The organism is Paraburkholderia sp. XV (genome assembly GCF_020177535.1).
GTDB lineage: Bacteria > Pseudomonadota > Gammaproteobacteria > Burkholderiales > Burkholderiaceae > Paraburkholderia > Paraburkholderia caribensis.
On the sequence record NZ_JAGUUD010000001.1, the window covers coordinates 15,046 to 37,195 of the forward strand.

Annotated in this window: 23 protein-coding genes and 3 pseudogenes; 12 read left to right on the forward strand and 14 right to left on the reverse strand. The window is 59.8% G+C overall.

Annotation, left to right across the window (positions count from 1 at the left end; genetic code table 11):
* Positions 1–840: 840 nt before the first annotated feature.
* Together KFO72_RS00080 and KFO72_RS00085 are read left to right on the forward strand one after the other, a co-directional pair.
* Positions 841–1,923: a helix-turn-helix domain-containing protein gene (locus KFO72_RS00080; protein ID WP_225031009.1), complete on the forward strand. Its 1,083-nt coding sequence runs from the start codon at positions 841–843 to the stop codon at positions 1,921–1,923.
* Positions 1,920–2,753 carry a GSU2403 family nucleotidyltransferase fold protein gene (locus KFO72_RS00085; RefSeq protein WP_225031010.1) on the forward strand — a complete coding sequence of 278 codons (834 nt, stop codon included), beginning with the start codon at positions 1,920–1,922 and terminating at the stop codon, positions 2,751–2,753. The genes KFO72_RS00080 and KFO72_RS00085 overlap by 4 nt, the downstream gene beginning before the upstream one ends.
* 251 nt (positions 2,754–3,004) lie before the next feature.
* On the opposite strand, the gene tnpB is transcribed toward KFO72_RS00085, so the two are convergent.
* Entirely contained in the window at positions 3,005–3,352 is a 348-nt protein-coding gene (tnpB, locus tag KFO72_RS00090) for an IS66 family insertion sequence element accessory protein TnpB (RefSeq protein WP_225031011.1), read from the reverse strand.
* A gap of 548 nt (positions 3,353–3,900) precedes the next feature.
* On the opposite strand from tnpB, the gene KFO72_RS00095 reads away from it, so the two are divergent.
* The 4 genes and pseudogenes from KFO72_RS00095 to KFO72_RS00110 all read left to right on the forward strand — a co-directional run bounded on the left by KFO72_RS00095 (position 3,901) and on the right by KFO72_RS00110 (position 5,171).
* On the forward strand, positions 3,901–4,137 hold the full coding sequence (locus tag KFO72_RS00095; protein ID WP_225031218.1) for a type II toxin-antitoxin system ParD family antitoxin: 237 nt from the start codon (positions 3,901–3,903) through the stop codon (positions 4,135–4,137).
* Positions 4,134–4,472: a type II toxin-antitoxin system RelE/ParE family toxin gene (locus KFO72_RS00100; RefSeq protein ID WP_225031012.1), complete on the forward strand. Its 339-nt coding sequence runs from the start codon at positions 4,134–4,136 to the stop codon at positions 4,470–4,472. The genes KFO72_RS00095 and KFO72_RS00100 overlap by 4 nt, the downstream gene beginning before the upstream one ends.
* Before the next feature lie 29 nt (positions 4,473–4,501).
* Positions 4,502–4,801: pseudogene (locus tag KFO72_RS00105) on the forward strand (type II toxin-antitoxin system VapC family toxin); the annotation flags it as partial.
* Between the two features lie 190 nt (positions 4,802–4,991).
* Positions 4,992–5,171: a hypothetical protein gene (locus tag KFO72_RS00110; protein WP_225031014.1), complete on the forward strand. Its 180-nt coding sequence runs from the start codon at positions 4,992–4,994 to the stop codon at positions 5,169–5,171.
* Between the two features lie 477 nt (positions 5,172–5,648).
* Here KFO72_RS00110 and KFO72_RS00115 read toward each other — a convergent pair.
* From KFO72_RS00115 to KFO72_RS00125, 3 genes and pseudogenes are all read right to left on the reverse strand, one after another.
* Positions 5,649–6,176, reverse strand: a pseudogene (locus KFO72_RS00115) (RES family NAD+ phosphorylase).
* A complete protein-coding gene (locus KFO72_RS00120) occupies positions 6,173–6,544 on the reverse strand; it encodes a DNA-binding protein (protein ID WP_225031015.1) in 372 nt (123 codons plus the stop codon). The pseudogene KFO72_RS00115 and the gene KFO72_RS00120 overlap by 4 nt, the downstream one beginning before the upstream one ends.
* 415 nt (positions 6,545–6,959) lie before the next feature.
* Complete coding sequence (locus tag KFO72_RS00125) at positions 6,960–7,406, reverse strand: hypothetical protein (RefSeq protein WP_225031016.1); 447 nt, start codon at positions 7,404–7,406, stop codon at positions 6,960–6,962.
* Positions 7,407–7,690: 284 nt separating this feature from the next.
* Between KFO72_RS00125 and KFO72_RS00130 the strand changes: the two genes are divergently transcribed.
* From KFO72_RS00130 to KFO72_RS00155, 6 genes and pseudogenes are all read left to right on the forward strand, one after another.
* The gene (locus tag KFO72_RS00130) at positions 7,691–8,539 is read left to right on the forward strand and encodes a DNA-binding protein (protein ID WP_225031017.1); all 849 of its coding nucleotides are present in this window, start codon (positions 7,691–7,693) and stop codon (positions 8,537–8,539) included.
* 385 nt (positions 8,540–8,924) lie between these two features.
* Positions 8,925–9,633: pseudogene (gene imuA / locus KFO72_RS00135) on the forward strand (translesion DNA synthesis-associated protein ImuA).
* Positions 9,563–11,035: a Y-family DNA polymerase gene (locus KFO72_RS00140; RefSeq protein WP_225031018.1), complete on the forward strand. Its 1,473-nt coding sequence runs from the start codon at positions 9,563–9,565 to the stop codon at positions 11,033–11,035. The pseudogene imuA and the gene KFO72_RS00140 overlap by 71 nt, the downstream one beginning before the upstream one ends.
* Positions 11,036–11,038: 3 nt before the next feature.
* A complete protein-coding gene (locus KFO72_RS00145) occupies positions 11,039–14,185 on the forward strand; it encodes an error-prone DNA polymerase (protein WP_225031019.1) in 3,147 nt (1,048 codons plus the stop codon).
* Between the two features lie 22 nt (positions 14,186–14,207).
* Entirely contained in the window at positions 14,208–14,507 is a 300-nt protein-coding gene (locus KFO72_RS00150; RefSeq protein WP_225031020.1) for a DUF2471 family protein, read from the forward strand.
* Positions 14,508–14,553: 46 nt separating this feature from the next.
* Complete coding sequence (locus tag KFO72_RS00155; RefSeq protein ID WP_225031021.1) at positions 14,554–15,099, forward strand: hypothetical protein; 546 nt, start codon at positions 14,554–14,556, stop codon at positions 15,097–15,099.
* 123 nt (positions 15,100–15,222) lie between these two features.
* Here the strand turns inward: KFO72_RS00155 and KFO72_RS00160 are convergent, their stop codons facing one another.
* The 10 genes from KFO72_RS00160 to KFO72_RS00205 all read right to left on the reverse strand — a co-directional run bounded on the left by KFO72_RS00160 (position 15,223) and on the right by KFO72_RS00205 (position 22,130).
* A complete protein-coding gene (locus tag KFO72_RS00160; RefSeq protein ID WP_225031022.1) occupies positions 15,223–15,531 on the reverse strand; it encodes a hypothetical protein in 309 nt (102 codons plus the stop codon).
* A 253-nt stretch (positions 15,532–15,784) separates the two neighbouring features.
* A complete protein-coding gene (locus KFO72_RS00165; RefSeq protein WP_225031023.1) occupies positions 15,785–16,102 on the reverse strand; it encodes a hypothetical protein in 318 nt (105 codons plus the stop codon).
* Positions 16,103–16,515: 413 nt separating this feature from the next.
* Positions 16,516–17,142 (reverse strand): hypothetical protein, encoded by a 627-nt coding sequence (locus KFO72_RS00170; RefSeq protein ID WP_225031024.1) that lies wholly within the window; start codon positions 17,140–17,142, stop codon positions 16,516–16,518.
* 48 nt (positions 17,143–17,190) lie between these two features.
* Entirely contained in the window at positions 17,191–17,547 is a 357-nt protein-coding gene (locus KFO72_RS00175) for a hypothetical protein (protein WP_225031025.1), read from the reverse strand.
* Between the two features lie 425 nt (positions 17,548–17,972).
* On the reverse strand, positions 17,973–18,212 hold the full coding sequence (locus KFO72_RS00180; protein ID WP_225031026.1) for a hypothetical protein: 240 nt from the start codon (positions 18,210–18,212) through the stop codon (positions 17,973–17,975).
* A 308-nt stretch (positions 18,213–18,520) separates the two neighbouring features.
* The gene (locus tag KFO72_RS00185) at positions 18,521–18,955 is read right to left on the reverse strand and encodes a hypothetical protein (protein WP_225031027.1); all 435 of its coding nucleotides are present in this window, start codon (positions 18,953–18,955) and stop codon (positions 18,521–18,523) included.
* 16 nt (positions 18,956–18,971) lie between these two features.
* A complete protein-coding gene (locus KFO72_RS00190; RefSeq protein WP_225031028.1) occupies positions 18,972–19,847 on the reverse strand; it encodes a hypothetical protein in 876 nt (291 codons plus the stop codon).
* Positions 19,848–19,880: 33 nt separating this feature from the next.
* Positions 19,881–20,729, reverse strand: a complete 849-nt coding sequence (locus tag KFO72_RS00195) for a DUF6602 domain-containing protein (protein WP_225031029.1) — start codon at positions 20,727–20,729, stop codon at positions 19,881–19,883.
* Between the two features lie 409 nt (positions 20,730–21,138).
* On the reverse strand, positions 21,139–21,681 hold the full coding sequence (locus KFO72_RS00200) for a hypothetical protein (protein ID WP_225031030.1): 543 nt from the start codon (positions 21,679–21,681) through the stop codon (positions 21,139–21,141).
* Between the two features lie 80 nt (positions 21,682–21,761).
* On the reverse strand, positions 21,762–22,130 hold the full coding sequence (locus KFO72_RS00205) for a hypothetical protein (RefSeq protein WP_225031031.1): 369 nt from the start codon (positions 22,128–22,130) through the stop codon (positions 21,762–21,764).
* Positions 22,131–22,150: the final 20 nt, after the last annotated feature.

Sequence of the window (22,150 nt, forward strand, 5' to 3'; positions counted from 1 at the left end):
CGTTAGGGGCCAGACGACGTTCATAATCCACATCTTCTGAGGGTGTCGAACTTCGTCAACGACGACCGCACCTGCAGATATCACGCCCAAAATGATCCACGTGACCGATAGCGTATTTAGCCAAGGTGGAAAGGTTCCGTAGCTCATCTCTATTGACGCTGGCGGTACAAATGCCAAGCCATCAGCAAGACGTGTTCCGTTCCGATGACGGGTGTTCGCCATTGTCCCGTCAGTCGATTCGGCTGGCCGAGCTAGCGTGGCTGGCACCCGGCCGGTTCGCCGAGTTGCTTCCCGGCCCTGAGCGACGCATCGCTTGACGCATTGCGCCGGCGCTTCGATGCGGAGTTTCCCGGCAGCGGCGAAGTCGACGATTACGCATACGGCCTGGTTGCTGGTGGTCAAGCCGGCGCTCTCGGGCAAACTCGCCGAGGCCCGCATGCAGCGCGACTAGCATGATCGGGTCGAAGAACTTGATACATTGCTTGAACGCCAGTTCGTCGCCATGGAGCAGCTTGCCGGCGGGGCGGTACGGCCTCGCGGGACGCAGGAAGGGCGATTGGCTCCTTCGGAACCTCGCGCGCACTGACCGGCCAGAGACGGAAAAACGGGCATCGACGCGTTATGTCCTCACCCACCCCGCGCACGTCATCCTGATGGGCGCGTTTAGTGCGATCGGACGTCGGGACTCCCGTTGCCACGCGCCCCCGCTTGCGGCGGTGGCGACGCAGTAGTAACATGGCCGTGTTATTTCAGATGGCCATGTTAACTCACTTGGCCAAGTGAATTATGAGCGATCCACACATTTCTACCCGTGCGGCCGACCGCCTTGCGCGAAGCTCCGTGAAGCTGTTGTTTGAAGGCAAGGGCTGGCAGATCCAGGAGGAGGACGTCGAGGGCGGCGGCGATTTTGTCCTTTTCGCCCCCAACGGACAGACGTACTGCGCTGTCCTGAAGGCGTCGACGGAAGGGCGCTCGGATCGCGTCGTGCCGCTTTTCGCCCAGGCGCTACTGGAAGTGCGGGCCCGGTCACGGCGTGAGCGGCGGCGGCCGGCGGCCGTGCTGATCTGGGTGGGGGACGCGTCGACGGCGCTCGTTAAAAAGCTCGTGCAATTCCACCGCGAGCATGGTGAAGGAGAGGCCCTGGCCATCCTGTCGGACGTGCCGCTGTACGTTGACTTTCCGGGGCTGGAGCATGTCGCCGATGAGCGTCCTCGTACTGCGCGGCGAAGCAGCCATTCCGCGCCACCACCGCTCGTCTTTTCCGATCTCGCGCAGTGGATGCTCAAACTCCTGCTTGCTGCGGACATCGGCCGGGATGACCTAATCAACGCGCGTGAGAAGTCTTACGCCACCGCGACTGATCTCGCACGAGAAGCGGGTGTATCCGTCATGTCTGCCACGCGGCTCATCAATGCCCTGAAAGAGGAAAATTTCATCGCAGCGGGGCCGTCTTTGCGACTTGTGCAGCGGCATAAACTGGCGCAACGGTGGAAGGCGGCGTACGTGAAGCCAGCCGTGAGCGTACCCATGAAATTCCTGGCTCCAGGTGTGCCTGAAGAGCAGCAGCTACGCAAGCTGCTCAAACGCGAAGACGCGACGCTGGGCCAGTTCACGGCGGCGCGTACGCTTGGCGTGGGGCACGTACATGGCGCGATCACCACCCTGTGGGTCCAGGATCTCGCCGCAGCAGAAGGCTGGCGCGGCCTGCGGGTCGCGCAGAGCGGCGAGCGGCCAGATCTGGTTCTGCGACAACACCCGTACCCGCAATCTCTGCTTCGCGGGCGCGTCTTGCATGACGGTTTGTGGGTGTCCGACATCATCCAGACATGGCTTGACGTGTCCTCTGACCCGTCGCGTGGCGCCGAGCAGGCGGCAGAACTCGAGCACGGCATTCTTGCAAACGTAATTGGAGATCGCGCATGAGCGAGATGGCGGAATTCAGCAGGCTAGCGATGACCCTCGAACCCTGGCGCAAGAGGATCGTTTTTGTCGGCGGCTGGGCGTTCCGGCTCTACCACTATGAGCCTCGCGCTTATACGGTCGACCACACGCCGATTTTTACCAACGACGCGGACGTTGCCTACGCGGAGCGTGAGCCACTCGAAGGGGATATCAAACAAGCGCTGGAAGGAGCGGGGTTCAAGGAGGAGCCAAACTTTGGGGGCGACGTCGATCCGCCAGCGATGCGCTACACCCTGGACGGCGCGAATGGATTCTACGCAGAGTTTCTCACTCCTCTGACCGGCAGTGGAAAGAAGCGGGACGGGAAAGGGGGGTTCAAAAACGACGCGACCGAACTGAAGGCGGGTGTCGTTGCGCAAAAGCTGCGTCACCTCGAAGTGTTGCTGTTCCAGCCGTGGCTTGTGACTATCCCGACGGACGAGACGGGATTGGGCGAGCCTGTGACCGACCTTCGGGTGCCGAACCCGGTGAGCTTCATCATCCAGAAGCTGCTCATCCGCGACGATCGGCGCCAGCTGAAAAGACTTGCGAACGACGTGGTCTATATTCACGACGCCCTGCAGATCTTTTACGGAGCAATGGATGATCTCGTCCCGATCTGGAAGCAGCTCGCGGGCGCGCTGCATCCAAATCAGCAAAAGTCGGTGCGCGATGGCGTCAAGGAACTGTTCTCGGAGATGAACGACGTCATACGTGAAGCCGTGACCATCCCGACGGACCGGAAGGTGGATCCCGACGCCATGCTCAGGTTGTGCAGAGAAGGCTTCGAGGAACTCTTCGGCGAGGCCTGACACTATGCTTCACGTGCGTCGCCCGTAATGCAGGATCCTGCGGCAGGCGGCGCGCTCAGTTTTGCAATTCGATTTGCGCAGACACCTCGCACGCCGCCGCCGCGGTTCCCGCCAGCGCTGTCCCGTCTTTCCGGTCAGCGAGGGGCGGTTCGCTTTGTTGTTGTCGCAAACATCCCCCAAACGTGCGCATTGCCTAGCATGCATGCCAGTGTAAATGAAGCCCACGCGCTTGTGGGTTCCTGCACCCGGCGTTACGCCGCGTGCGTCGGCTGCCACGTGCGCTCCGGATGCGGCCAGTCAATCCCCTCGAGCAGCATCGACAGTTGGGCAGCAGATAGATGGACCGTTCCTGAATCTGCCTGCGGCCACACGAAGCGTCCGCTCTCAAGTCGTTTCGCGTACCGGTTCATGCCGTCGCCGCTCCACCATAAAATCTTGATAAGGTCACCGCGACGCCCACGAAACAGGAAGATGTGCCCCGAGAAGGGATCACGTCCGAGTGCTGACTGCACCGGTGCGGCAAGTCCATCCATGCCACGGCGCATATCGGTAACGCCCGCTGCCAGCCAGACACGGGTACCGGTCGGTGGGGCAATCATGCCGGCATCAGGCAGCGCAGCACGAGGCGCAACTGCACTGGGTCGACCATGCCCGTGACGCGCACACGGGCACCGTTCAGTTCAATCTCGATACCCGACGCTGCAGGTGCGCTCTCTCGATGTGGCTCGCCATAACTTAAGCTATCAGGTCAATTCCCATATTATTTGGGGCGCGATGACTGCGCTTTCGCGATGACATTCCCAGATCTCCGAGGCGATCAAACAAGGCGACACGCTTCAGAAGCCCATCCGGTTGCAGAAGCGCTGGTTACGGCGATGAAGGCTTACTACGAAAAAAAGCGCCGCCACCGCTAACCCCTCCGCTCATTGCGTCTACCGTCGGTCGATCCATCGCCAATCAACACATCCGACCCGCCATGCACGGCCCTGTCCGCGCAGTGTGGAAAGGTTTCGATCGCGAACGCCTGCCCCTATCTCCGATCGCCCACGCACGACGTCCATGGATATGCACATGCGATTCAATGCGCTGGAAAGCTGTCGGCGCTGCATCTTGGCAAAATTTGCCAAAAAGTGATAGAGTGGCCCATATGAGCACGATGAACATTTCCCTTCCGGATTCGCTGAAAGACTACGTCGACGAACAGGTCGGCGAGGGCGGTTACGGTACGAGCAGTGAGTACGTCCGCGAACTGATCCGAAAAGACCAGGATCGCAAGCGACTGCGCGCGATGATCTTGCGAGGCGCAACGTCTGGGCTCGCAGGACCTGTCGGCGCCGACTACTTTGAATCATTGCGCGCACGCGTACGTACTTCGCGCAAATGACGGTGAAGCCGGTCATACCTACACGGCTGGCCAGGCAGGACGTAGAGGACGAGGTCACCCACTACCTCGTGGACGAAGGCTCGGAGCAGGCGGCGCTCGGGTTCATCGCTGAGATCGAGCAGGCATACGCGCGTCTCTCCAGGCACCCGAACATAGGGTCTTCCCGTTACGCGCACGAGCTAGACATACCGGGCTTGCGGTCGTGGCCGCTTGATCACTATCCGCACCTGATCTTTTACATAGAGCGCGAGGCTCATGTCGAAATCTGGCGGGTGCTCAACGGCAAACGTGATATTCCGGCGTGGCTGCAGAGCAATGACGGTGAGATTCAGTGATACCCTCTGCATGGCGCCAAACCCGTGATCCGGCCAATACAATGCTGATCACCGCAGCTGCGATCTCGGAGATTGCCATCAAGCATGCCAAAGGCAACCTGCGCGTGCATCCACGCGACGCCCGCTCGGCGTTCCGCATCTCCCGTTTCATCGAATTGCCGACTACGGCTGAACATACGGAAGCAGTATCGATGCTTCCCGTCCACGCGGATCACTCGGATCCGTTCGACCGCCTCATGATCGCCCATGCGCTGCACGAGGGGATGCCCCTGCTGAGCGCCGCCCCGAAGATGTGGCGCTATCACCGCACCCTGATGCTGCAGGCCTGACGTGACCGTTTGCCTAACATCGGCTTGCCCACCTTGGCTGGTGTCGCCGCGCATGGGGCCACACTGAATTACCCTGAAAATGGTTTCGACTAGGAACAGTCGCCTTGGTGAACTGAATGTCCGAGCGTTGGCCCCCAGTTAATCGTCCCGGCGTTTGACCCGAAACCGTCACTTTGCGAACGGAGCAGATTTGGACATCTTCTACTACTGGAAAGACTTCGTGTCGGATGTAAACGAAGGACGTATCGGCACACTTGGGACCGATACTGACAAGCTCGCTGAACTACAGGAGCGGTTGCCACGCAAGGTGTGGACGTTCATAACGCCGAAGGGCATGAAGGGGAATATCAAGCTCATCGGTTCCATGTAGATTACCGACCAATTTTCACGGCGAAAAAGGCCTTCATGCCATGGAAGCCGACGTCGTCCGCGGTTTCGAAAAACTCGTGCGAGATTATGAGACCGTTCAATTTATGGATGGAATCAACGAGGGAATGTTGGGACAAAACCGATGATGCCGCAACGACGCGCTGCTGTCGCAGCTTCCGCTGTTATGGCCTATCGGTGATATGGCGTCCGTCGCGGATCGGTAAGCCGCTTATCCCAGGGATATGAGTGGCGGGCTAAAAAAGTAGCACTTCAAGCATCACCTCACGGCGCCCCTCATGGACCGTTATGACCCTGTGGGCGACCATATCTATGGCAGGCTTGATCAGGCCGTTCTTGTCCGTCCATACCTTTGGGGTCAACGCCCCGCTCAGCGCGACGCTATCCGCGTCGGCCAGTGGACTTATGACGATCAGAGACCGCGAAAAAACACCGCAGGATGAGACTCACAGAGGTGTCGTCAACGCCGCCAACTTGCCTGGTCCCGCGGAAGTTGGCCATCTGGGTCGTTGACCTCGATCGAATTGCCATCTACGAGGCGGTCAGTAAACACCACGACGTTTGTACCGTGCTCGTGGGTCTGGCTGGGAAACACAATGCCGGTAAAGCCTTGCTCCCGAACCATGTCGCTGAGAACCTAGGTTGGAGGCTCGATGTGCAGCTCGAATTTCAGGTGCCGCCAGTCCTCGCGCCAGTCGTGCCAAAGGTCGTCCCAAAGAGGGCCGCGGTCGAGTTGCCGCAGGTCGACAAGATTGCGCAGCGCGACGGTGTAGGAGCAGACTGTGCAGGGTGGGAGGAAGGGCGAGGTCTGCTGGTACTCGCGCAGCGCCGTCAGTTCTTCCAGCGATAAATACAGTGCCTCCACACCTTCACGATTGAACCGCCCGCCCTTGGCTGCGGCGCCCGCTCCACTGGCCGCCCGGCTGGCCCAGCGGGGTGTATGTGCGCGGTAAAGCACAGTGCCCGCCGGCAAGTGCGTAAGGATCATCCAACAAATCCTGCGCTGATCGACTCCAGGTAATCGATCGCGTCCTCAGTCCGCCCGTCCTGGAGCAGTTGCAGGATAGTCTTATGGCGAAATGCGGGGATGGGCTGGTTCTTGACCAGAAACAGCGCCCGCTCGAAGTCCGGCTGTACTGCCGCAGCTGCCGACAGCACGCGCACGAGGTCGCGCAAGGTGGACTGGAGCTTCGGCGATTCAGGATGGGTACGCAGCGTGTTGCGATGAACACCCGCCAAGGTTGCTAGGTCTTGCTGTTGCAAGCCCAAGACGTTGGCGAGGTTGGCGGCGGATAGACGAGACGTTCCCGCTTCCCGCGCGGACTCAAGGACGTCGGCAAAGGCGATGGCGCTCATAGTTTGCTCCAAGTACCGAACTGCACAAGCACATTATACGCACAGTTTGTGCATAGCTCAACGCTCCGCAGTTTGCTTACTGTTTCGGATCGGCGTGATCGAGCCAAGGATGATTGGCGTAACGCGAGGCCGCCTCGCCCGTGGCGGAGCGCAGCCGATTTTTGTCTGGAGATTGGGCGGGTGCGGGTGTCTTCATATGCCGCACGCGCGACTGCAGGCCGCGTGATTAGCTCGACTTCCGACTATGGCGTCGTCCGAACAGAAAAGAGACGCACTCGTTCGCGTTCATCAAACGCCTGATATGTACTCTGCCGCCTTATTTGACATAATATAATTTATCGAACGATCGTCCTATTATGAGCCCGGCACCCGTGGTGACAAACGCGTGAGTGCTCGCGGCCAGGTCTTGCGATCTTCACGATCTGTTGGACGTCGCGGAGACCCAATGGTCGCCGTCCAATGTCAGCGGCATTTGCATCTTGTTCTTGTTCTGACCGTCAATCGCGGCCCGCATGTTCGGTAGCGCCGCCTGAACGTCCGGTCGCTTTGCCCACTCCGGCAGCTCGTCGATCGTATATGTGAAGTACGCCATGGTCTGTGGCACCCCGAGCACCGTTTCAACGGGGTCCCAGTTGAGCAGCTTCAGCAGACGAGGCTTCCCATAGCAGAGCGCCCCGCGATTAGCGTATTTTTTCCCCTCGGCTGTGAGGTCGTACTTGTGCCCGGCTACCGGCGCACCGACGGCGTTGGGGACACTCACCGGTGTGGCGGAAAGAAGGCCCGCATCAACGAGCGGGCGACGCGATTGTGCTCGATCACTGGAATCAGGTGCCGAGTCCGGCCAATCCAGTGCAACGGACACGCACAGTCGCGGCCCCGACTTGAGACCATCCGATACAGCTGCTTCGAAATTCCTACTGTTTGGCTCTTTGCTGTTTGAGCAGGCTGCTAAGAGCAAAACGGAGGCTGCGGCGGCAAAGACAGGGAGGGTTGTGCGAGCTTTCATTTAGTAGATTAGAAATTTTCACGCCCAGCATCTTACGTCAGTCGATTGCCGTGGGCACGATTAGACGGACCGAGACAACTCAGTTTAAGATAACATATCATAACGTAACGCGATTCGTAACGTAACACGAGGACGGCGAGATGGCGCGAGAACCGGCAATCACCCAAGATCAAGTAAGTAAGGCGGCGGAGGCTATCAGCGAGACCGGCGCCCGGCCGACGGCGCGTGCGGTCCGCGAGCGCCTTGGCGAGGGGTCGATGGCCACGGTGCTCAAGTACTTGCAGGCGTGGAAGGATGCGCAGATCAGGCCGGCCGAGCCACCCGTGACGTTGCCCCAGCCGTTGCAACGTGGACTTATAGAGTTCGTGGCAGCGGAGGTTGAACGCAGTAAGGCGGAGCTTCGAGCGGAACTTGAGGCGGCGAACCAGTCAAACGCCGATTTGATCCTGGAGTCCGAGCGACAAGGGTTGATGATCGAGAACCTCAACGCATCGCTGGAGAGGGCTTACGCGGAGAAGGCTGAGCTTTCGGGGCGGCTCGATCAAGTGGTGAATGAGAGAGACGCGGCGAGCCATGAAGCGGCAACCGAGCGTCAAGCCGCGGAGGCAGCGAGAACCGAACTCGCGAAGGCAGAGCTTCGCCTGGAAGCGATGCCGCGGCTTGAGAAAGAGCTGGGAGATTTGCGCGACGAGATCGATATCCAACGAGCAAGGCGCACGGAGGCAGAGCAAGCGGCAGCGGTCGCCGACGCTCGTTTTCAAGGTGCTGTTGAGGCGCGTAAGACAGCCGAGGCCGCGCTTGATGAAGCCAAGAAAGGCATAAACAGTAAGGATGAAGAGCTTGCGAGTCTTCGGGCAGAACTTAAGGAGGCTAGAGCCTCAAATAGTGACCTGCGCGAAAAACTGGCGACCCTCAGCGCGAACACGCCACGACCTGCCCGCCGAGCACGTCGCGCGATCGCTCCCTTGCCAAAGAAACCTCGCGAGTAGACAGGTTCTCGACTGTCGCAGTCCACTTCGGCTTTGAGGCGCGCCCCTTCCCGGCGCGCCTTTTTCGTTCTGAGCACGCCCGGCTCCGCGTCGCGCGAATGCTGCGACAGTTCGTCGGACACCTCCACCAGGTGTTGGAGGAAAGTCGTCGCTCTTCGAGCACCAACCACGGGACTTTTAGGACGATTTCGTTGCCAGATTCCGGCAAGTAATTTGGATTGCGAATTAAATTTGAAAGCAAAGAGTCAACATATAACCGCTGCGGGTTACTTCGCTAGGACGTTGCACCGGTGCAATAGAACGGTCGTTCAATAAATTAGGGCTTGATCTGGCCGGACTTGGCCAGGCTATACTGTGTTTTTATACAGTACCGAGCGGAGGCAATATGGGCGCCGCCTTAATGCCTGAAGCGATCCATCCCGATTTATGGAAGGGCAATCAGCTTGCACGCGCTGCATCGCGAGTCGTGCCCTGCGGCGACGAAGGTCTCGCTGCCGAGTTGCCAGGCTGCGGGTGGCCACGCGGAGCGTTGACCGATCTGCTCGTCCAGCAGACGGGTTGCGGGGAACTACGTCTGCTGCGGCCTGCGTTCGAGCGCCTGGGATCGAAACCAGTCGTGCTGCTGCAGCCGCCGCATAACGTCCAGCCGACGGCGTTCGCATGGTGGGGCCTGGACCCGTCCAATCTGATGATGGTGAAAGCGCCGAAGACGGCAGACGCGCTGTGGGGCTGCCGAGCAGATTCTGCGCGCCGGCACCTGTGGCGCGTTCGTGTTCTGGCAGCAGCATGTGCGGCCCGAGGCGGTGCGGCGGCTGCATCTGGCCGCACAAACGTCCGAGTCGCTGTTTTTCATGGTGCGACCGCTGGCGACGACACGTGACGCGTCTCCTGCTCCGTTGCGCCTTGCAATCCGTGCGGCAAAAGGCGGCGTCGATGTCCAGTTTCTGAAGCGCCGCGGCCCCGCCCGGGACGAACCGCTGTTCGTCGCCCTGACGCCCTCCCCGATCCTTAACGTAAAACGCAATGCAACTGTGGATAGGCGTCCATCTCCCGTTGTTGTGCCTCGAAGTGTTCCGGCCGAAGTGGTCGCATGAGCCCGATGACGGCGCAGGCCTTGCCGTGCTCGAAAAAGAGCGCGTCATTGCCGCCGACCACTGCGCGCGCGTAGCCGGGGTCTGCATCGGCATGCGGCGCGGCGGCGTCCTCACGCTCGCGCCAGCCACTGTCATGCAAGAGCGGGACAGCACGGCAGAGGTCAACGCGGTGCGCGAGATCGCCACTGGGCTGCTAAACCTGTCACCGCAGGTTGTGATCGCCGAGGAAAGCACTTTGCTCGTCGACGTATCAGCGAGTCTGCGGCTCTTTGGCGGCATCCGGTCGATGCGTCGCATGGCGCGCCGCGTCGCCGATGCAATGGGCGTAACGGCTACGATCAGCGTCGCGCCAACGGGACAGGCGGCATGGCTGCTTGCGCGGTACCGCGGTGGCGTTGCGCTGTCGCATGCTTCCCTCTCGCGCGCGCTCGCCGTGCTGCCGGTCAGCGTGCCGACACCCGCCCGACGTCATCTCGACTGGCTGACTGGCATCGGCTGCGAGACGGTCGGCCAGCTGATGCGTCTGCCCCGCGCGGGACTGAAAAAACGATGCGGCACGGCACTGCTCGATGTGATGGACCGCGCCAACGGAGTGGCACCCGAAGTGTACGAATGGTATGAAACGCCGCCGACCTTTCAGGCGCGCGTCGAACTGCCGGACCGCATTGAGCACGCAGAAGCGTGTCTCTTTTCGGCCCGCCGGCTCGTTGTCCAGCTAACGGGCTGGCTGTCGCAGAAGCAACTTGCCGTCACGCGCATCGCGCTGCTGCTCGAACATGAGCGCGGCCGCGATGCGATCGCACCGACAACGATCGAGGTGGCACTCGCCGAGCCAACGTGGCGCGAGGATCACCTGATGCGCCTGCTGAAAGAACGGCTGGGCCGCGTCGAACTCGCCGCGGCCGTCATTGCGTTGCAGCTCGTCGTGCAGGAAGTGAAGGAGGCAGAGCCGGCGTCGGACTCGCTGTTTCCGGAGCCGGGCGGCACCGCTGCCGATCACGCGCGACTGCTTGAACTGTTGGTCGCCCGCCTGGGCGCAGAGAACGTGCTGAAGCCCGCGCCCGTTGCCGACCACCGCCCGGAAGTCGCCGCGCGCTGGGTGCCCGTGACGGACAAGACAAAGTACGTCGCGCCGGCGACGGACACGCCCCGCCCCGCCTGGCTGCTTGAGTCGCCGATCAAGCTGCTGATGCGCGGGGAGCGACCGTTTTACGGCTCACCACTGCGCACGGTGTCGTCCGGCGAGCGTGTCGAGGCGGGCTGGTTCCAGGGGGAGCCGGTGACGCGCGACTACTTCGTTGCGGAGGCCGACGACCACATCTGCTACTGGATCTACCGCGAGCGGATTGGCGCCGTCGACGAAGATGAGCCGCGCTGGTACCTGCATGGTTTGTTCGGATAAGTCATGCTGCCCGCTTCGTTCGGCCCGCCCGGCTATGCCGAGTTGCAGTGCGCATCTAACTTCACCTTCCTGCAGGGTGCTTCGCACGCCGAGGAACTGGCCACGCGCGCGGCGCAGCTTGGGTACGAGGCGATTGCCATCACCGACGAATGCTCGCTTGCGGGCATCGTGCGCGCGCACGTCGCGGCGAAGGAAGCGGGGGTCAAACTGCTGGTTGGCGCGCACTTTCGCGTCACGAACGCCGACGGCTCACCTGCCCTCGCCTTCACTGCGATCGCGCAGAACCGCGATGGCTACGGCAACCTGTCCGAACTGATCACGCTCGCGCGCACACGCTCTGCCAAGGGCACGTATGTGGTGTACCCGCACGATCTCGATCATCCCGATCCGCCGTACACGCATCTGCGCGCGTTGCCCGACTGTCTGATCATCCTGACGCCCGATTTTCCTGCGAAGGACGCGCGCCTCGACGCGCAGGCGCTATGGGCGGCGCAGACGTTCGGCACCGATCGCTGCTGGATGGGGCTGACCCTGCACGCCCGGGCGCTCGATGACCTGCATCGCAACGCGGTCTACGACGTCGCCGAAAGGCATGGACTGAACGTGGTGGCGACTGGCCAGGTGCTGATGCATGTGCGCTCACGGAAGCCACTGCAGGACACATTGACGGCTATCCGCCTGAACCGGCCCGTGACCGAATGCGGATTCGAACTGGCACCGAACGTCGAGCGGCATCTCCGCTCGCGGTTACGGCTGGCAAACGTGTATCCACCGGACGCGCTCGCGCAAACGCTGAGCATCGCATCGCGCTGCACGTTCAGGCTCGACGAGCTTCGATACGAGTATCCCGACGAACTGGTGCCACGCGGCATCACGCCAACCGCTTACCTGCGGCGCGAAACCTATCTTGGCGCACATCGGCGGTATCAGCGTGGCATCCCGCACAATGTCCAGACGCAGATCGAGCACGAACTATCGCTGATCGCGGACCTGAAGTACGAGCCGTATTTCCTGACGGTATACGACATTGTCCGTTTCGCGCGCAACGAAGGCATCCTCTGTCAGGGTCGCGGCTCGGCTGCCAATTCCGCCGTCTGCTATTGCCTGGGCATCACTGAAGTCGATCCCGCACGCAGCAGCATGCTGTTCGAGCGGTTCCTCTCGAAAGAAAGGAACGAGCCGCCCGATATCGACGTGGACTTCATGCACCAGCGCAGAGAACAAGTTATCCAGTATATCTACAGTAAGTACACGCGCACGCGCGCAGCCCTTGCGGCAGCCGTCACCACCTACCGTCCGCGCTCGGCCATCCGCGATTCAGGTAAGGCGCTCGGAATCGACCCCGTCATCGTTGACCGGGTTGCTAAAGAGCATCACTGGTTCGATTCGAGCGCCGACCTTATCAGTCGGTTCGTTGCTAGCGGCCTCGATCCGGAAACGCCGATGATCCAGCAGTGGGCGACGCTCGCCGCGACACTGCTCAACTTCCCGCGCCATCTGTCTCAACATACGGGAGGTTTCGTGATCGCGCGTGGCAAGCTCTCACGTCTCGTGCCCATCGAGAATGCGTCGATGCCGGATCGCTCCGTGATTCAGTGGGACAAGGACGATCTCGAAGCGCTCGGCCTGCTGAAAATCGACATACTCGCGCTCGGCATGCTATCAGCCATCAGCCGCACGCTCGAACTGGTCTCGCAGCAGCGAGGCGAGCCGTTCGAAATGCAGGACATCCCGCCCGAAGACGAGGCGACGTACGACATGATCTGCGCGGCCGATACCGTCGGCGTTTTCCAGATCGAGTCGCGCGCACAGATGAGCATGCTGCCGCGCCTGAAGCCGCGCGAGTTCTACGACCTTGTGATCGAAGTCGCGATTGTTCGACCTGGACCTGTGCAGGGAGGTATGGTTCATCCGTACCTTCGCCGTCGGCAGGGACTGGAACCCGTCAGTTATCCGAGTCCAGAAGTAGAGCAGGCGCTCAAGCGCACGCTTGGCGTGCCGATCTTTCAGGAGCAGGTGATGCAGGTCGCGATGCTGGCGGCGGGGTTCAGTGCGGGCGAAGCGGACCAGCTGCGCCGCGCGATGGCCGCCTGGAAGCGCAAGGGGGGCCTGCAGCACTATCACGATCGCATCGTAGAAGGGATGCTCCAGCGGGGCTACGACCGCGAGTTTGCCGAATCGATCTTCGCGCAGATCCAGGGCTTCGGCGAATACGGCTTCCCCGAGAGCCACGCGGCCAGCTTCGCGCTACTCGTCTACGTAAGCTGCTGGCTCAAGCGTCACGAGCCGGCAGCGTTCCTGTGCGCGATGCTCAACAGCCAGCCAATGGGCTTCTACTCACCGTCGCAACTGGTTCAGGATGCGAAGCGTCACGGCGTCGGCGTGCTGCCAGTCGACGTGACTGTCAGTGACTGGGATTCAACGATGGAAGGCGAAGGCAGCATGGCGCCTGTGCGTCTGGGCATGTCCATGATCCGCGGCATGCGTGAGGAAACCGCGCGGCGCATCGAAGCGGCGCGCGCGGTGAAGCCGTTTCGCGATGTCGCGGACCTCGCGAACCGCGCCCAACTGGATCGCCATGACCTGCAGGTGCTCGCGGCCGCCAACGCAATGAAGCCGCTCGCGGGCGACCGGCGGCAGGCGCTATGGGAAGCCGTCGCAGCCGTTCCGGACAAGGATCTGTTGCGCGCCACGTCGCGCGGTGAGGAAGCGCCGGCGCTGACGGCACCCACGGAAGGTCAGGACCTCATCGCCGACTACCGTTCAACCGGCCTGACGCTCGGCCGCCATCCACTCGCCCTGCTGCGCAAGAAGCTGCTATCGATGCGCCTGATGCCCGCCGAAGCGCTCGCGCGATATCGCGACGGCCAGCTCGCGCGGGCCTGCGGCATCGTCACCGTACGCCAGCGCCCCGGCACGGCGAACGGCGTGATGTTTATGACGCTCGAGGACGAGACAGGGTCCGTCAACATCATCGTCTGGCAGTCGGTGCTCGAACGGCAGCGGCGCGAAGCGCTCGGCTCGTCACTGCTTGCGGTCTACGGCGTGTGGCAGCGTCAGGGCGATGTAAAGCATCTTGTTGCACAACGGCTTGTCGACGTATCGCACTTGCTCGGTGAACTGCCGACGGCGAGCCGGAATTTTCACTGAACTCAACGAAAAGGAATGATCGATGGGAAACTACAACGTTCTGTTTGACGCGCAGGCCGCAGTCGAGGCGGTCCTCCCGAATGTCGTCGCACGGCACCGCAGCAAAGGCGTCCTCACGTGGAAACTGATCCACCAGATCGAGGAAGAGGTGTTGTCTGAGGTCCGCGCGGAGGGACGGTTCGGCGACCGGCTCCTGCAGATGATCTGCGCGCCTGCCGCCCTTTCCTATCCCAACGACGACCGGCCCGTTTCGTTTGGAGGCCATGACTTCGTGCCGATCGTCTTTTCGGCGATCGACCGCGCCTGGCGACGCGTACATTAGTGGAACGCCGAATGCTGCCCGCACTTCATCATGAAGGAGGCACCCCATGTGTTACAAGGATCCAGAGAAAGGCATTGCGCTGTTGCTTGAAGTAATGGGTGATCTGAAAAGCGCGCACGGCCACACAGCGCTGGAGGATTTCGACCACTTCTGCGCCTACTCGGGTCTGTCCGAGGCTGAAGTGGGCCGCCTTGCGTTCCTCTGGACGAAGTACGGGTATCTGTCGGCATGGAAACCCGCGGACGAGACGGGACAAAGTACTGCTGCCGTCTCCACAGGCGCGTCCCATCGGCGAGGGGACGACGAGGTCGCGGTCTCTGCGTTCAAATTGCAAGTCGGGATGCTACTGCGTGATCTTCCACTGGGAACAGTCGCAGAGCTCGACGACCTATGTATCGCGTGGTGGAACGGCAACGATCTCGTTTTCGCCCACCTTTGCGACGACAACCCGGGCCGGATAGAAGAGGAATTCGACCTCAACGATTGTGAATGGCACGAGCGGCGCGAGGCTTTTGAGGCGTGGCTTAAGGAACCGAAGTACAGTTCGCGCGCCGAGGTGCGTGACTGGGTGTTGCGACAGCGGCAGCCATGAAATGTTGCCGGGGTTCCACGGGCTGTTGCACTGTCACTGTCGGCACCTTGTCGCATGCCTCCAGATTGCCCCGCGTGCCAATGATTTGACTAGTGTCATGGGCATTTTCCTACCAGTGTCGTGTCAGGCTGCGCCGTGCCATTCACAAGTCGTGAACTGAGCCGATCCGGCCACACCGTTGCCCGCACCATCCGTGATGCTGACGGCCAACGGACGCGTCGGGAGGTTCGTCAGAAGCGTACTCAAATCCTGCGTTGCAGCCACAACACGCGGGCGATAGCGACGCGCGTGCGCCGTAGACGCCGCCAACGCGTCATCGGCAGGCAATGTCTTCGTCTGCATAGACAGGGCTACACGAAGCCGCGAGCGCACGGCAGAGTGCCGATTGCTGGCCTGCGCGGCACGCTTCGCGTGCTTGAGAATCGTTGCCATAATTTTCCGATGTCACTGCGCTGTATCGAGCGCACGTTGCAAGTGCTCAGGCGATCCGGCTTTGGGCGCATCCTCAACCAACACTTGGTCGAGAGTGCGGAAGCAGAATTCGCAGTGCCCCTTACCCCACTCACCGCCGCTCCAGCGATGGCGCTCGCCAACGCGCTTTCCCGTCTTCGGGCTGCGGCCACCGAGAGCGCCGCACGACAACATGTGCTTGCCTTTCATCGTCTGATTTTCCGATCCAATGTCATCAACTCAGCAGCAGCGCTTTAGCCAGATTGAGCACGCCAAGAACAATCAGCACGTAGCTTACTGCCGTCCATATCCCTCGCTTGACGTTAGAGGCGCATAGCCATGCCATGCGCACCCAAGCGAAATAGACGACGATGTAGAGCACCATCGCGGGTAGGTATGCTGGCGAATGCGGCGTCTTATGCAGGAAGTTCACCCAGAGAAGCGCAAGCACGGCGCTTTGCGGGATTCCTATCAGCCACCACACTTTCCATAACTGCTCTTCACCGCGCCAGGCACGCTTGAACATGTTCGTGCCCGATTCCTGACTGGTCATTTTCTTGCGTCCTGGGGTTCTCTTCAATTTTCCTATCTATGCTCGAAGCGTGCATGGCGTTTCTCGGCACTCAAACAATCCCACCGCCAAGCACGTGCCCTCTCGAAGGGCTCTTGCCGCACGAACCGCCTGCTGCACCGGAAGAGCCGCAATAAATGCATTTCTTCGGGCCGTTGTCGACTACGTGTCCCTTTGTAGGACTCTTGGAACAACTTTGACCGGGTGCTCCAGAACTGCCGCAATAAATGCACTTTCCTGCTACAAGCACTACGTGTCCGCGCGTCGGACTCTTGCCGCATGAAAGTCCGGCGCTACCAGAAGAGCCACAATATTTGCCATTTCGTCATGGTTACCCGTTTTCCGTTGCCGGCCGCGCCGGCGCATTTTCCGTTACGTTTGCCGGAGCAAGTAAGTTACCCGTGCCTCAAGTGAGGTCTGGAGAAATCTTCTAACGTTTGTATGGCGGTGAGTATTTGCTTCGTCAATTCGTTATCGGATGAGGTCCGGGTTCCGAAGACCTCAGATCTGACCTTGCTCGAAAATTGACGGTCAACACGAAAATTTTCGCCTTCACTTACACAGTTGTCGATATAGCTTTCGATCGCCGCATACAGAATCGATACGCATCGCGACAGCAGTTGTGTCGATTCGCGCGCCTCGGAACCCCAAATTGCTTCCGCTTCAAGACTACGAGTATCGAACTCTTTCAAAGCAGTCGCGACATGCGACCAACGATTTTTGAAAACATGGTTCCAAGCGTTCACTTCGTCTTTCGTGGATGGATTGACGCCGGCTTGCTTGTACCCTGCGGGGAATTCAGCTGCGACCACCAGCGGAGCCCTGCAGTTGAAAAGCGCCTCACGAAGCGAATACGATGCGCGCATTAGCGCTAGTGCAGCCTCGAACTTTGTCCTTCCACCAAGCTCGCGGAGCCAGTTATTGAGTCCTTTCCGTGCAACTAGTGCCGTGACGATGCCTGCTACCCCGAGCAAAACATCTTTTCCCATGCCCACGACGAGACCGATCTCAGCTAGTCCCATGGCAACTCAAACGCAGTCTCATACTGTGTTTTCCGTGATATTCCGGAGTCAAACGACGTCAACAGGATACCGATTGCCGGTGATCTGTTCCACATCGGGTTTGGTCAGAAATTCCTCGCCCGTCATTCGCAGCTCTACGATCGCGGCGGCTATCGCCGCTGCGTCAGACTGCGCAACATGGTGTGCTTCGGCACCGGCCTGGATTAGCGTGGTGTGCTGGCTCAGACGGATATCGGCCCAGCGGTTGCTGGAGCATTCAAGATCCACGCGCGTGATTGGAGCGCCAGGCTGCCGCGGGTGGGGATTCAGCACCGCCGTCATCTCACTTCCATTGTCATAGATGAACTGGATTTTCTGGATCGCTGGAAGTGTCTGCGTGTCGGTGGGGTATGTCGAGTTGACCATTAGTGATCATTCCAATAGTTGAGGGTGGTTTGTCCTGGTTCGAGTTAATTCGGACGTTGCCGGTTTTCCGAGCTAATGAGAGCTAGTCCACGAGATTGTTGTCCCGCGGAAAGGAACCTCAAGGTCCGTTCCAACGATTTGTTCGGGGCGAGTACTGTTGATCGGAGCGTTCCCGATCACCCGTCCTGACACCTGCCCGTTAAGGGTCAACGTACCGTGATTGATCACGTTGCGCGAAACCTGACCGTTTACAACCGCGCTTCCGCCGGGCTCGATGATCAATCCTCCGCTCAACTGCCCATTCACGACGAGACGCCCCCCCGAGCGAACATAAGTCGTCCCGGTCACTTGGGCCCGTGTTTCGTGCTCGTCGTCAACTATCAAATCCCCGATGTGCTGCACCTTAATCTCCTATTTTCCGATGGTTACGCTGCTGCTTCCGCACGAGCCGCCACCGCTTTGGCTTTTTCGCGGGCTTCGTCCACTTGTTCGCCGTCCAGCATTTCTTCCAGCAGTTCGTTCACCGTGATTTCATCTTCGAGCGACATGGCAGTGATGCGGCCACCGTGGAAATTTCCCGACAGAGGGAGCGCGGCTGTTACCGTCTTGCGTTGCTGCGGATCATCAGGCAATTGAATCACGACGGTTAAATATTCTTTTGGCATTTCGTCACTACTCCCCGATAGGCGCTCGCGCCTGTTAATTTTCCGTTGCGTTAGTTTGATTCTGGTTTGAACACCGTGACGCGACCGCTACCGCTGCAACGGGCACACGGTAGGCCGCGCGCTCCTTGGCAGGAACTGCACTCGGCCTCGACGTACTCGCCGTGTCCCGCCCCATTGCAAACGCGACATGCGATGGTGATAGGCGGTTGAGTATTTACCGACAACTTCCCGCTACCGAGACATGATCTACAGGCCGTGTTCGCCAGTGTGTTCATGAATCAATTTTCCTATGCTTGAACGCGTGCGGACTACATGTCGCCCCGCTCAATATCCGTCTTTCCGTTAGCATCGATGGAGAGCCTGAAAAATTTCGTTTCGCCCGGCCGGAGCACAGTCTCGCGCTGCGTCCATTCGCTCTTTCCGAACGCACAGAGACCTTTGCCCTGCGGATCTCGCCCGACGCGAAGCAGCACCTCTCCGGGAGAAATCGAAAAACGGGATGTTTCTCCAACGTCGAGGCGTGCCGCCAGCGTCCCATTGATTGCGACTGCGTAGAAGCAACCGCTACCACCGAATCCAATATCACGAGTGACGACCAGTGTCCCGTTATATGGTGCGCTTTTTTCCTGGAACGCAAGAAGTCGACTGGTAGGAGCCGCCTTCGCGGTCGTAGCCGGTATCGGCTCCGACGCGCATCCCGCGAGAAGGATAAAGGCGACAACACTCGCGCTGGCTCTAATCATTTGTTTTCCGATTTTCCTAGCTCGCTGACATATCGTCCGCAGCCGTTCCGTCGACACCATTTCTCTCGTCGTCGATCAGGCGGCCAACAGCGTTAAAAATCGGCCACGCCATGCACACCGAAATGATGCGCCGCGAACGCAGCCATCCGCTCTGGATGCCGATTACCTTCCATTCCGCCGCTCCCGAAGCGTCAAGACGCAAGCCGATGATTGGACCACCGCTCATCCCGGGTATCTCGATTGAGTCGATCTCAGGAACCCCAACGGGAATCAACTGCCCGTAAAGCATGTCCTTCTGCCCGACAGTTGGCCAGTCGTGCGGCCGCTCGCGCAGCGGTTCGACGGGCAGGCCCAGAAAGTGTTTATGTACGACCTGCCTGCGGTAGTCCGCCTTGGCTGTTGCCGCTGGGAGTCCAAGTACATACCAACGAACGAACCCGCTGGGCATTTCAACCTGGGCTTCTGTGATCGGGAGCACCCCGTTGCTAGCAAGTGAAGCCTGCTGAAGCGAATTGAGGGGAATCAGCGCAAAGTCAGCCCCCCGGCTTTCATCGTGTAGCGTGGCAATATATTCAGGCTCCCATTCGAGGGGAACCGGAACACCTTCGGGGGGCATCCCGACAGGCGAATCGTCTATGTGCCAGTCCCTCAGATCATGGCCTTTCCGGACAAGCTCCTCCGTATCGCGAATCGCGTGACCTGCAGTCATCAGACTCCACGAGGCCCCATTGATGCTCACGACGAAGGCGGAGAAGGTATGGAGATGGGGATGTCCGCTGTTATGTTCGAGCACTGCGGGCGTGTGATCCCAGCAGCTGACCGATACAAGGTGCTGGGAAAAAACGCGCGGAATGTCCACGGATAGATTCTCGTTGCTGTTTTCGTCGTTCATCGAGTTCGGGTGTTTTCCGATTTTCCGTTGTGTTCAACGCGTCGGGAGATTCAATGCGGCCGCGGCGACATGCGACCATGCAATCCTACCGAGCTGGATCTCATCCAGCGCCCACATAAGCGCGGCGAGGCCCACTCCCCAACCCAGCCCATTTGCGTTGCAGGGTGACAGACTGGTAACACCGTGCCTGGAAAACGGCGATTCGACATGGCCAGATACGGTTGGGAAGCACACGGCGTCGGTACCCGCAATGACGAGGTCGGGCGCGTACATCTGTTGGATCCCCCCCACATCCGAAGAAACCTGCTGCAAGCGCTGAAAAAATGAATCAACAGTTGTCGGGGCATCCCCGTCTGTCAGCCGTACCTGCCTGCTGACGATCAGAGCAAGCATCGGGTTCTTTACGTCAGGGTATCCAGGATTTCTCGTGGCATTTCCAGGAAACAAGATACCCGGCACAATCTCATTCAGTGGGACGGCGGCTCTGGGAAGCGCTTTGACCGCGGCAATTTGCTTTGCCGCCTTCGCCACGCTTTGCCCGCCATTGCCGCCCAAACACAGGGTATGCTTTGCCTCTATATATGCGTAGACGGCCTCGACCGGTATCTCTTCTTTCCTGTCCCATTGGTCCCGAGTCAGAAAACGAAGCGTCGGAATGCGTTGCGAGTCGAAGATGATGATATCGTCCCCAGCACACGTGCCGTCCTGTGTGACAACGAAGCCTCGGCAGATGCCGTATTTCTCTGGGAGGATCATGCGAAGAACTTCACAGACGGCTAACTCGAACTCGTCGCCAAGGTCGAAGTTGTAACGGGCCGAGATGTTCGCGAAGAGGCTGTCCACCTGCTTGCTGACATTCTCGACAAAATTCTTGTAGGCCATTTTTCCGTTTTCCGATTTTCCTATGCGACGTATCGGACGCCGCCGAGCAATCGTGCGATGGCGTTGTACGCGAGACTTGCGAGCAGCGCCCAGATTGAACCAGCGAGTGCGAGTCCGATCGGCAGCAAGACCCACATGACCCACCATGGACTGGGGGATGTCAAATCGGCTCGCTGCGGGTCAAAGTGTTGAAGGAACCGCATCAGCGCAACACCCGGGTACGCGAGTAACAATGATACGAGAGCGGCATGGATAGCTGCACTTGATGGGGAGATCGACGTTAGGCGCTTTTCGCTCATAGCCTTCCAGTTGTCCACTGCTGGCCTTGCCAGCGAATTTTCCTATCTTGTCTACCGGAACCCGAGTGACAAGAGTTCCCGCTCCAAAGTGGTCGGAGAAGTGACCTTCTTCAGCCAGCCCTGCGACTGCATGCGTCTACGCGCTTCAAGTTCAGCCTTTTCGCGCGCGAATCGGACAAGCGAACCGAGACGGGTTGCACGTTGCTCCAGTGCAGATCTCCAGTCGTTGTCATATTGAGCGAACGCCTGAAGCATCGACGCAAGGCTGGCGACAGCCTCCGGACACGATTCCCGTTGGACATCGGCTCTCCCCCGATCATCGAGGAACCCCACCCACTGATGAATCCAGCCGCATCCCATAGCACCAGATCGATACGAGACGGATTCCCCTCAAGCAAGTAACCGTTAAGTGCCTCGAAGTCGTTGAATAGCCTTCCCAGCGCATCGTCACTTTTGCCACCAGAACCGGCGTCCGCCTGCGGTGCCACTATTCGCAGGCAGATGCGTTGGGTTGCCGCCTCCGCCGCCATCATCGCAGAGCCTACTTCGCAGCGAATAGGGTGGCTCTCCCTGTATGGGGCGAACATCGCGGACAGTTCTTCGTCAAGCTCGCGAGCCGAGAGTTCGAACAGAGGCTTCTTTTCGGTCGTCATGGTCACTTCCTCGCGGGCCCACATTCGGCCTAGCTGTTTTCCTGTTTCGCGCTCGCGAAAATCGCCGCGCAATTTTCCGATCAGTTCTGCGCAGACTTGCGAAACACCACAATGTTTGCGCCTGCCGTCACGTTGTCGAGACTTGCCGCATCCTCGCCGTAAATCTTTCTGAGCGCGGCCCGAAGCGCTTGCTCAGACGCGTCGGGCTGCTCGTTCGCCAAATGAGGACGCCGACCGACCACGCGCGCTGCACCAAGCTCGTTGACTTCAACAATGTCACCGGGCCGCGCTCCAATCGAGGCAAGCGTGTTTACGATGGCATCGCTGAAAGCCGATTTCCCCATACGTGTCGTCGGCTCCGCTACACCATAGCCGAGCTTGAATACGCCGCTCGGTTCCGAACCGCCGACAATACCCTTTGCCCACTTCAATACCGAACGCAGCTTCATTTCTGCCTTCCCAATTTACC

Excerpts from the sequence above, each read along its gene's own strand:
- KFO72_RS00145 (WP_225031019.1), top strand. The coding sequence starts at position 11,039 with ATGCTGCCCGCTTCGTTCGGCCCGCCCGGCTATGCCGAGTTGCAGTGC.
- KFO72_RS00200 (WP_225031030.1), bottom strand. The coding sequence starts at position 21,681 with ATGACGACCGAAAAGAAGCCTCTGTTCGAACTCTCGGCTCGCGAGCTT.
- KFO72_RS00095 (WP_225031218.1), top strand. The coding sequence starts at position 3,901 with ATGAGCACGATGAACATTTCCCTTCCGGATTCGCTGAAAGACTACGTC.
- KFO72_RS00100 (WP_225031012.1), top strand. The coding sequence starts at position 4,134 with ATGACGGTGAAGCCGGTCATACCTACACGGCTGGCCAGGCAGGACGTA.
- tnpB (WP_225031011.1), bottom strand. The coding sequence starts at position 3,352 with ATGATTGCCCCACCGACCGGTACCCGTGTCTGGCTGGCAGCGGGCGTT.
- KFO72_RS00175 (WP_225031025.1), bottom strand. The coding sequence starts at position 17,547 with ATGGTCAACTCGACATACCCCACCGACACGCAGACACTTCCAGCGATC.
- KFO72_RS00170 (WP_225031024.1), bottom strand. The coding sequence starts at position 17,142 with ATGGGACTAGCTGAGATCGGTCTCGTCGTGGGCATGGGAAAAGATGTT.
- KFO72_RS00195 (WP_225031029.1), bottom strand. The coding sequence starts at position 20,729 with ATGGCCTACAAGAATTTTGTCGAGAATGTCAGCAAGCAGGTGGACAGC.
- KFO72_RS00160 (WP_225031022.1), bottom strand. The coding sequence starts at position 15,531 with ATGGCAACGATTCTCAAGCACGCGAAGCGTGCCGCGCAGGCCAGCAAT.
- KFO72_RS00185 (WP_225031027.1), bottom strand. The coding sequence starts at position 18,955 with ATGATTAGAGCCAGCGCGAGTGTTGTCGCCTTTATCCTTCTCGCGGGA.
- KFO72_RS00155 (WP_225031021.1), top strand. The coding sequence starts at position 14,554 with ATGTGTTACAAGGATCCAGAGAAAGGCATTGCGCTGTTGCTTGAAGTA.
- KFO72_RS00085 (WP_225031010.1), top strand. The coding sequence starts at position 1,920 with ATGAGCGAGATGGCGGAATTCAGCAGGCTAGCGATGACCCTCGAACCC.
- KFO72_RS00130 (WP_225031017.1), top strand. The coding sequence starts at position 7,691 with ATGGCGCGAGAACCGGCAATCACCCAAGATCAAGTAAGTAAGGCGGCG.
- KFO72_RS00150 (WP_225031020.1), top strand. The coding sequence starts at position 14,208 with ATGGGAAACTACAACGTTCTGTTTGACGCGCAGGCCGCAGTCGAGGCG.
- KFO72_RS00120 (WP_225031015.1), bottom strand. The coding sequence starts at position 6,544 with ATGAGCGCCATCGCCTTTGCCGACGTCCTTGAGTCCGCGCGGGAAGCG.
- KFO72_RS00190 (WP_225031028.1), bottom strand. The coding sequence starts at position 19,847 with ATGAACGACGAAAACAGCAACGAGAATCTATCCGTGGACATTCCGCGC.
- KFO72_RS00165 (WP_225031023.1), bottom strand. The coding sequence starts at position 16,102 with ATGACCAGTCAGGAATCGGGCACGAACATGTTCAAGCGTGCCTGGCGC.
- KFO72_RS00140 (WP_225031018.1), top strand. The coding sequence starts at position 9,563 with ATGCAACTGTGGATAGGCGTCCATCTCCCGTTGTTGTGCCTCGAAGTG.
- KFO72_RS00205 (WP_225031031.1), bottom strand. The coding sequence starts at position 22,130 with ATGAAGCTGCGTTCGGTATTGAAGTGGGCAAAGGGTATTGTCGGCGGT.
- KFO72_RS00180 (WP_225031026.1), bottom strand. The coding sequence starts at position 18,212 with ATGCCAAAAGAATATTTAACCGTCGTGATTCAATTGCCTGATGATCCG.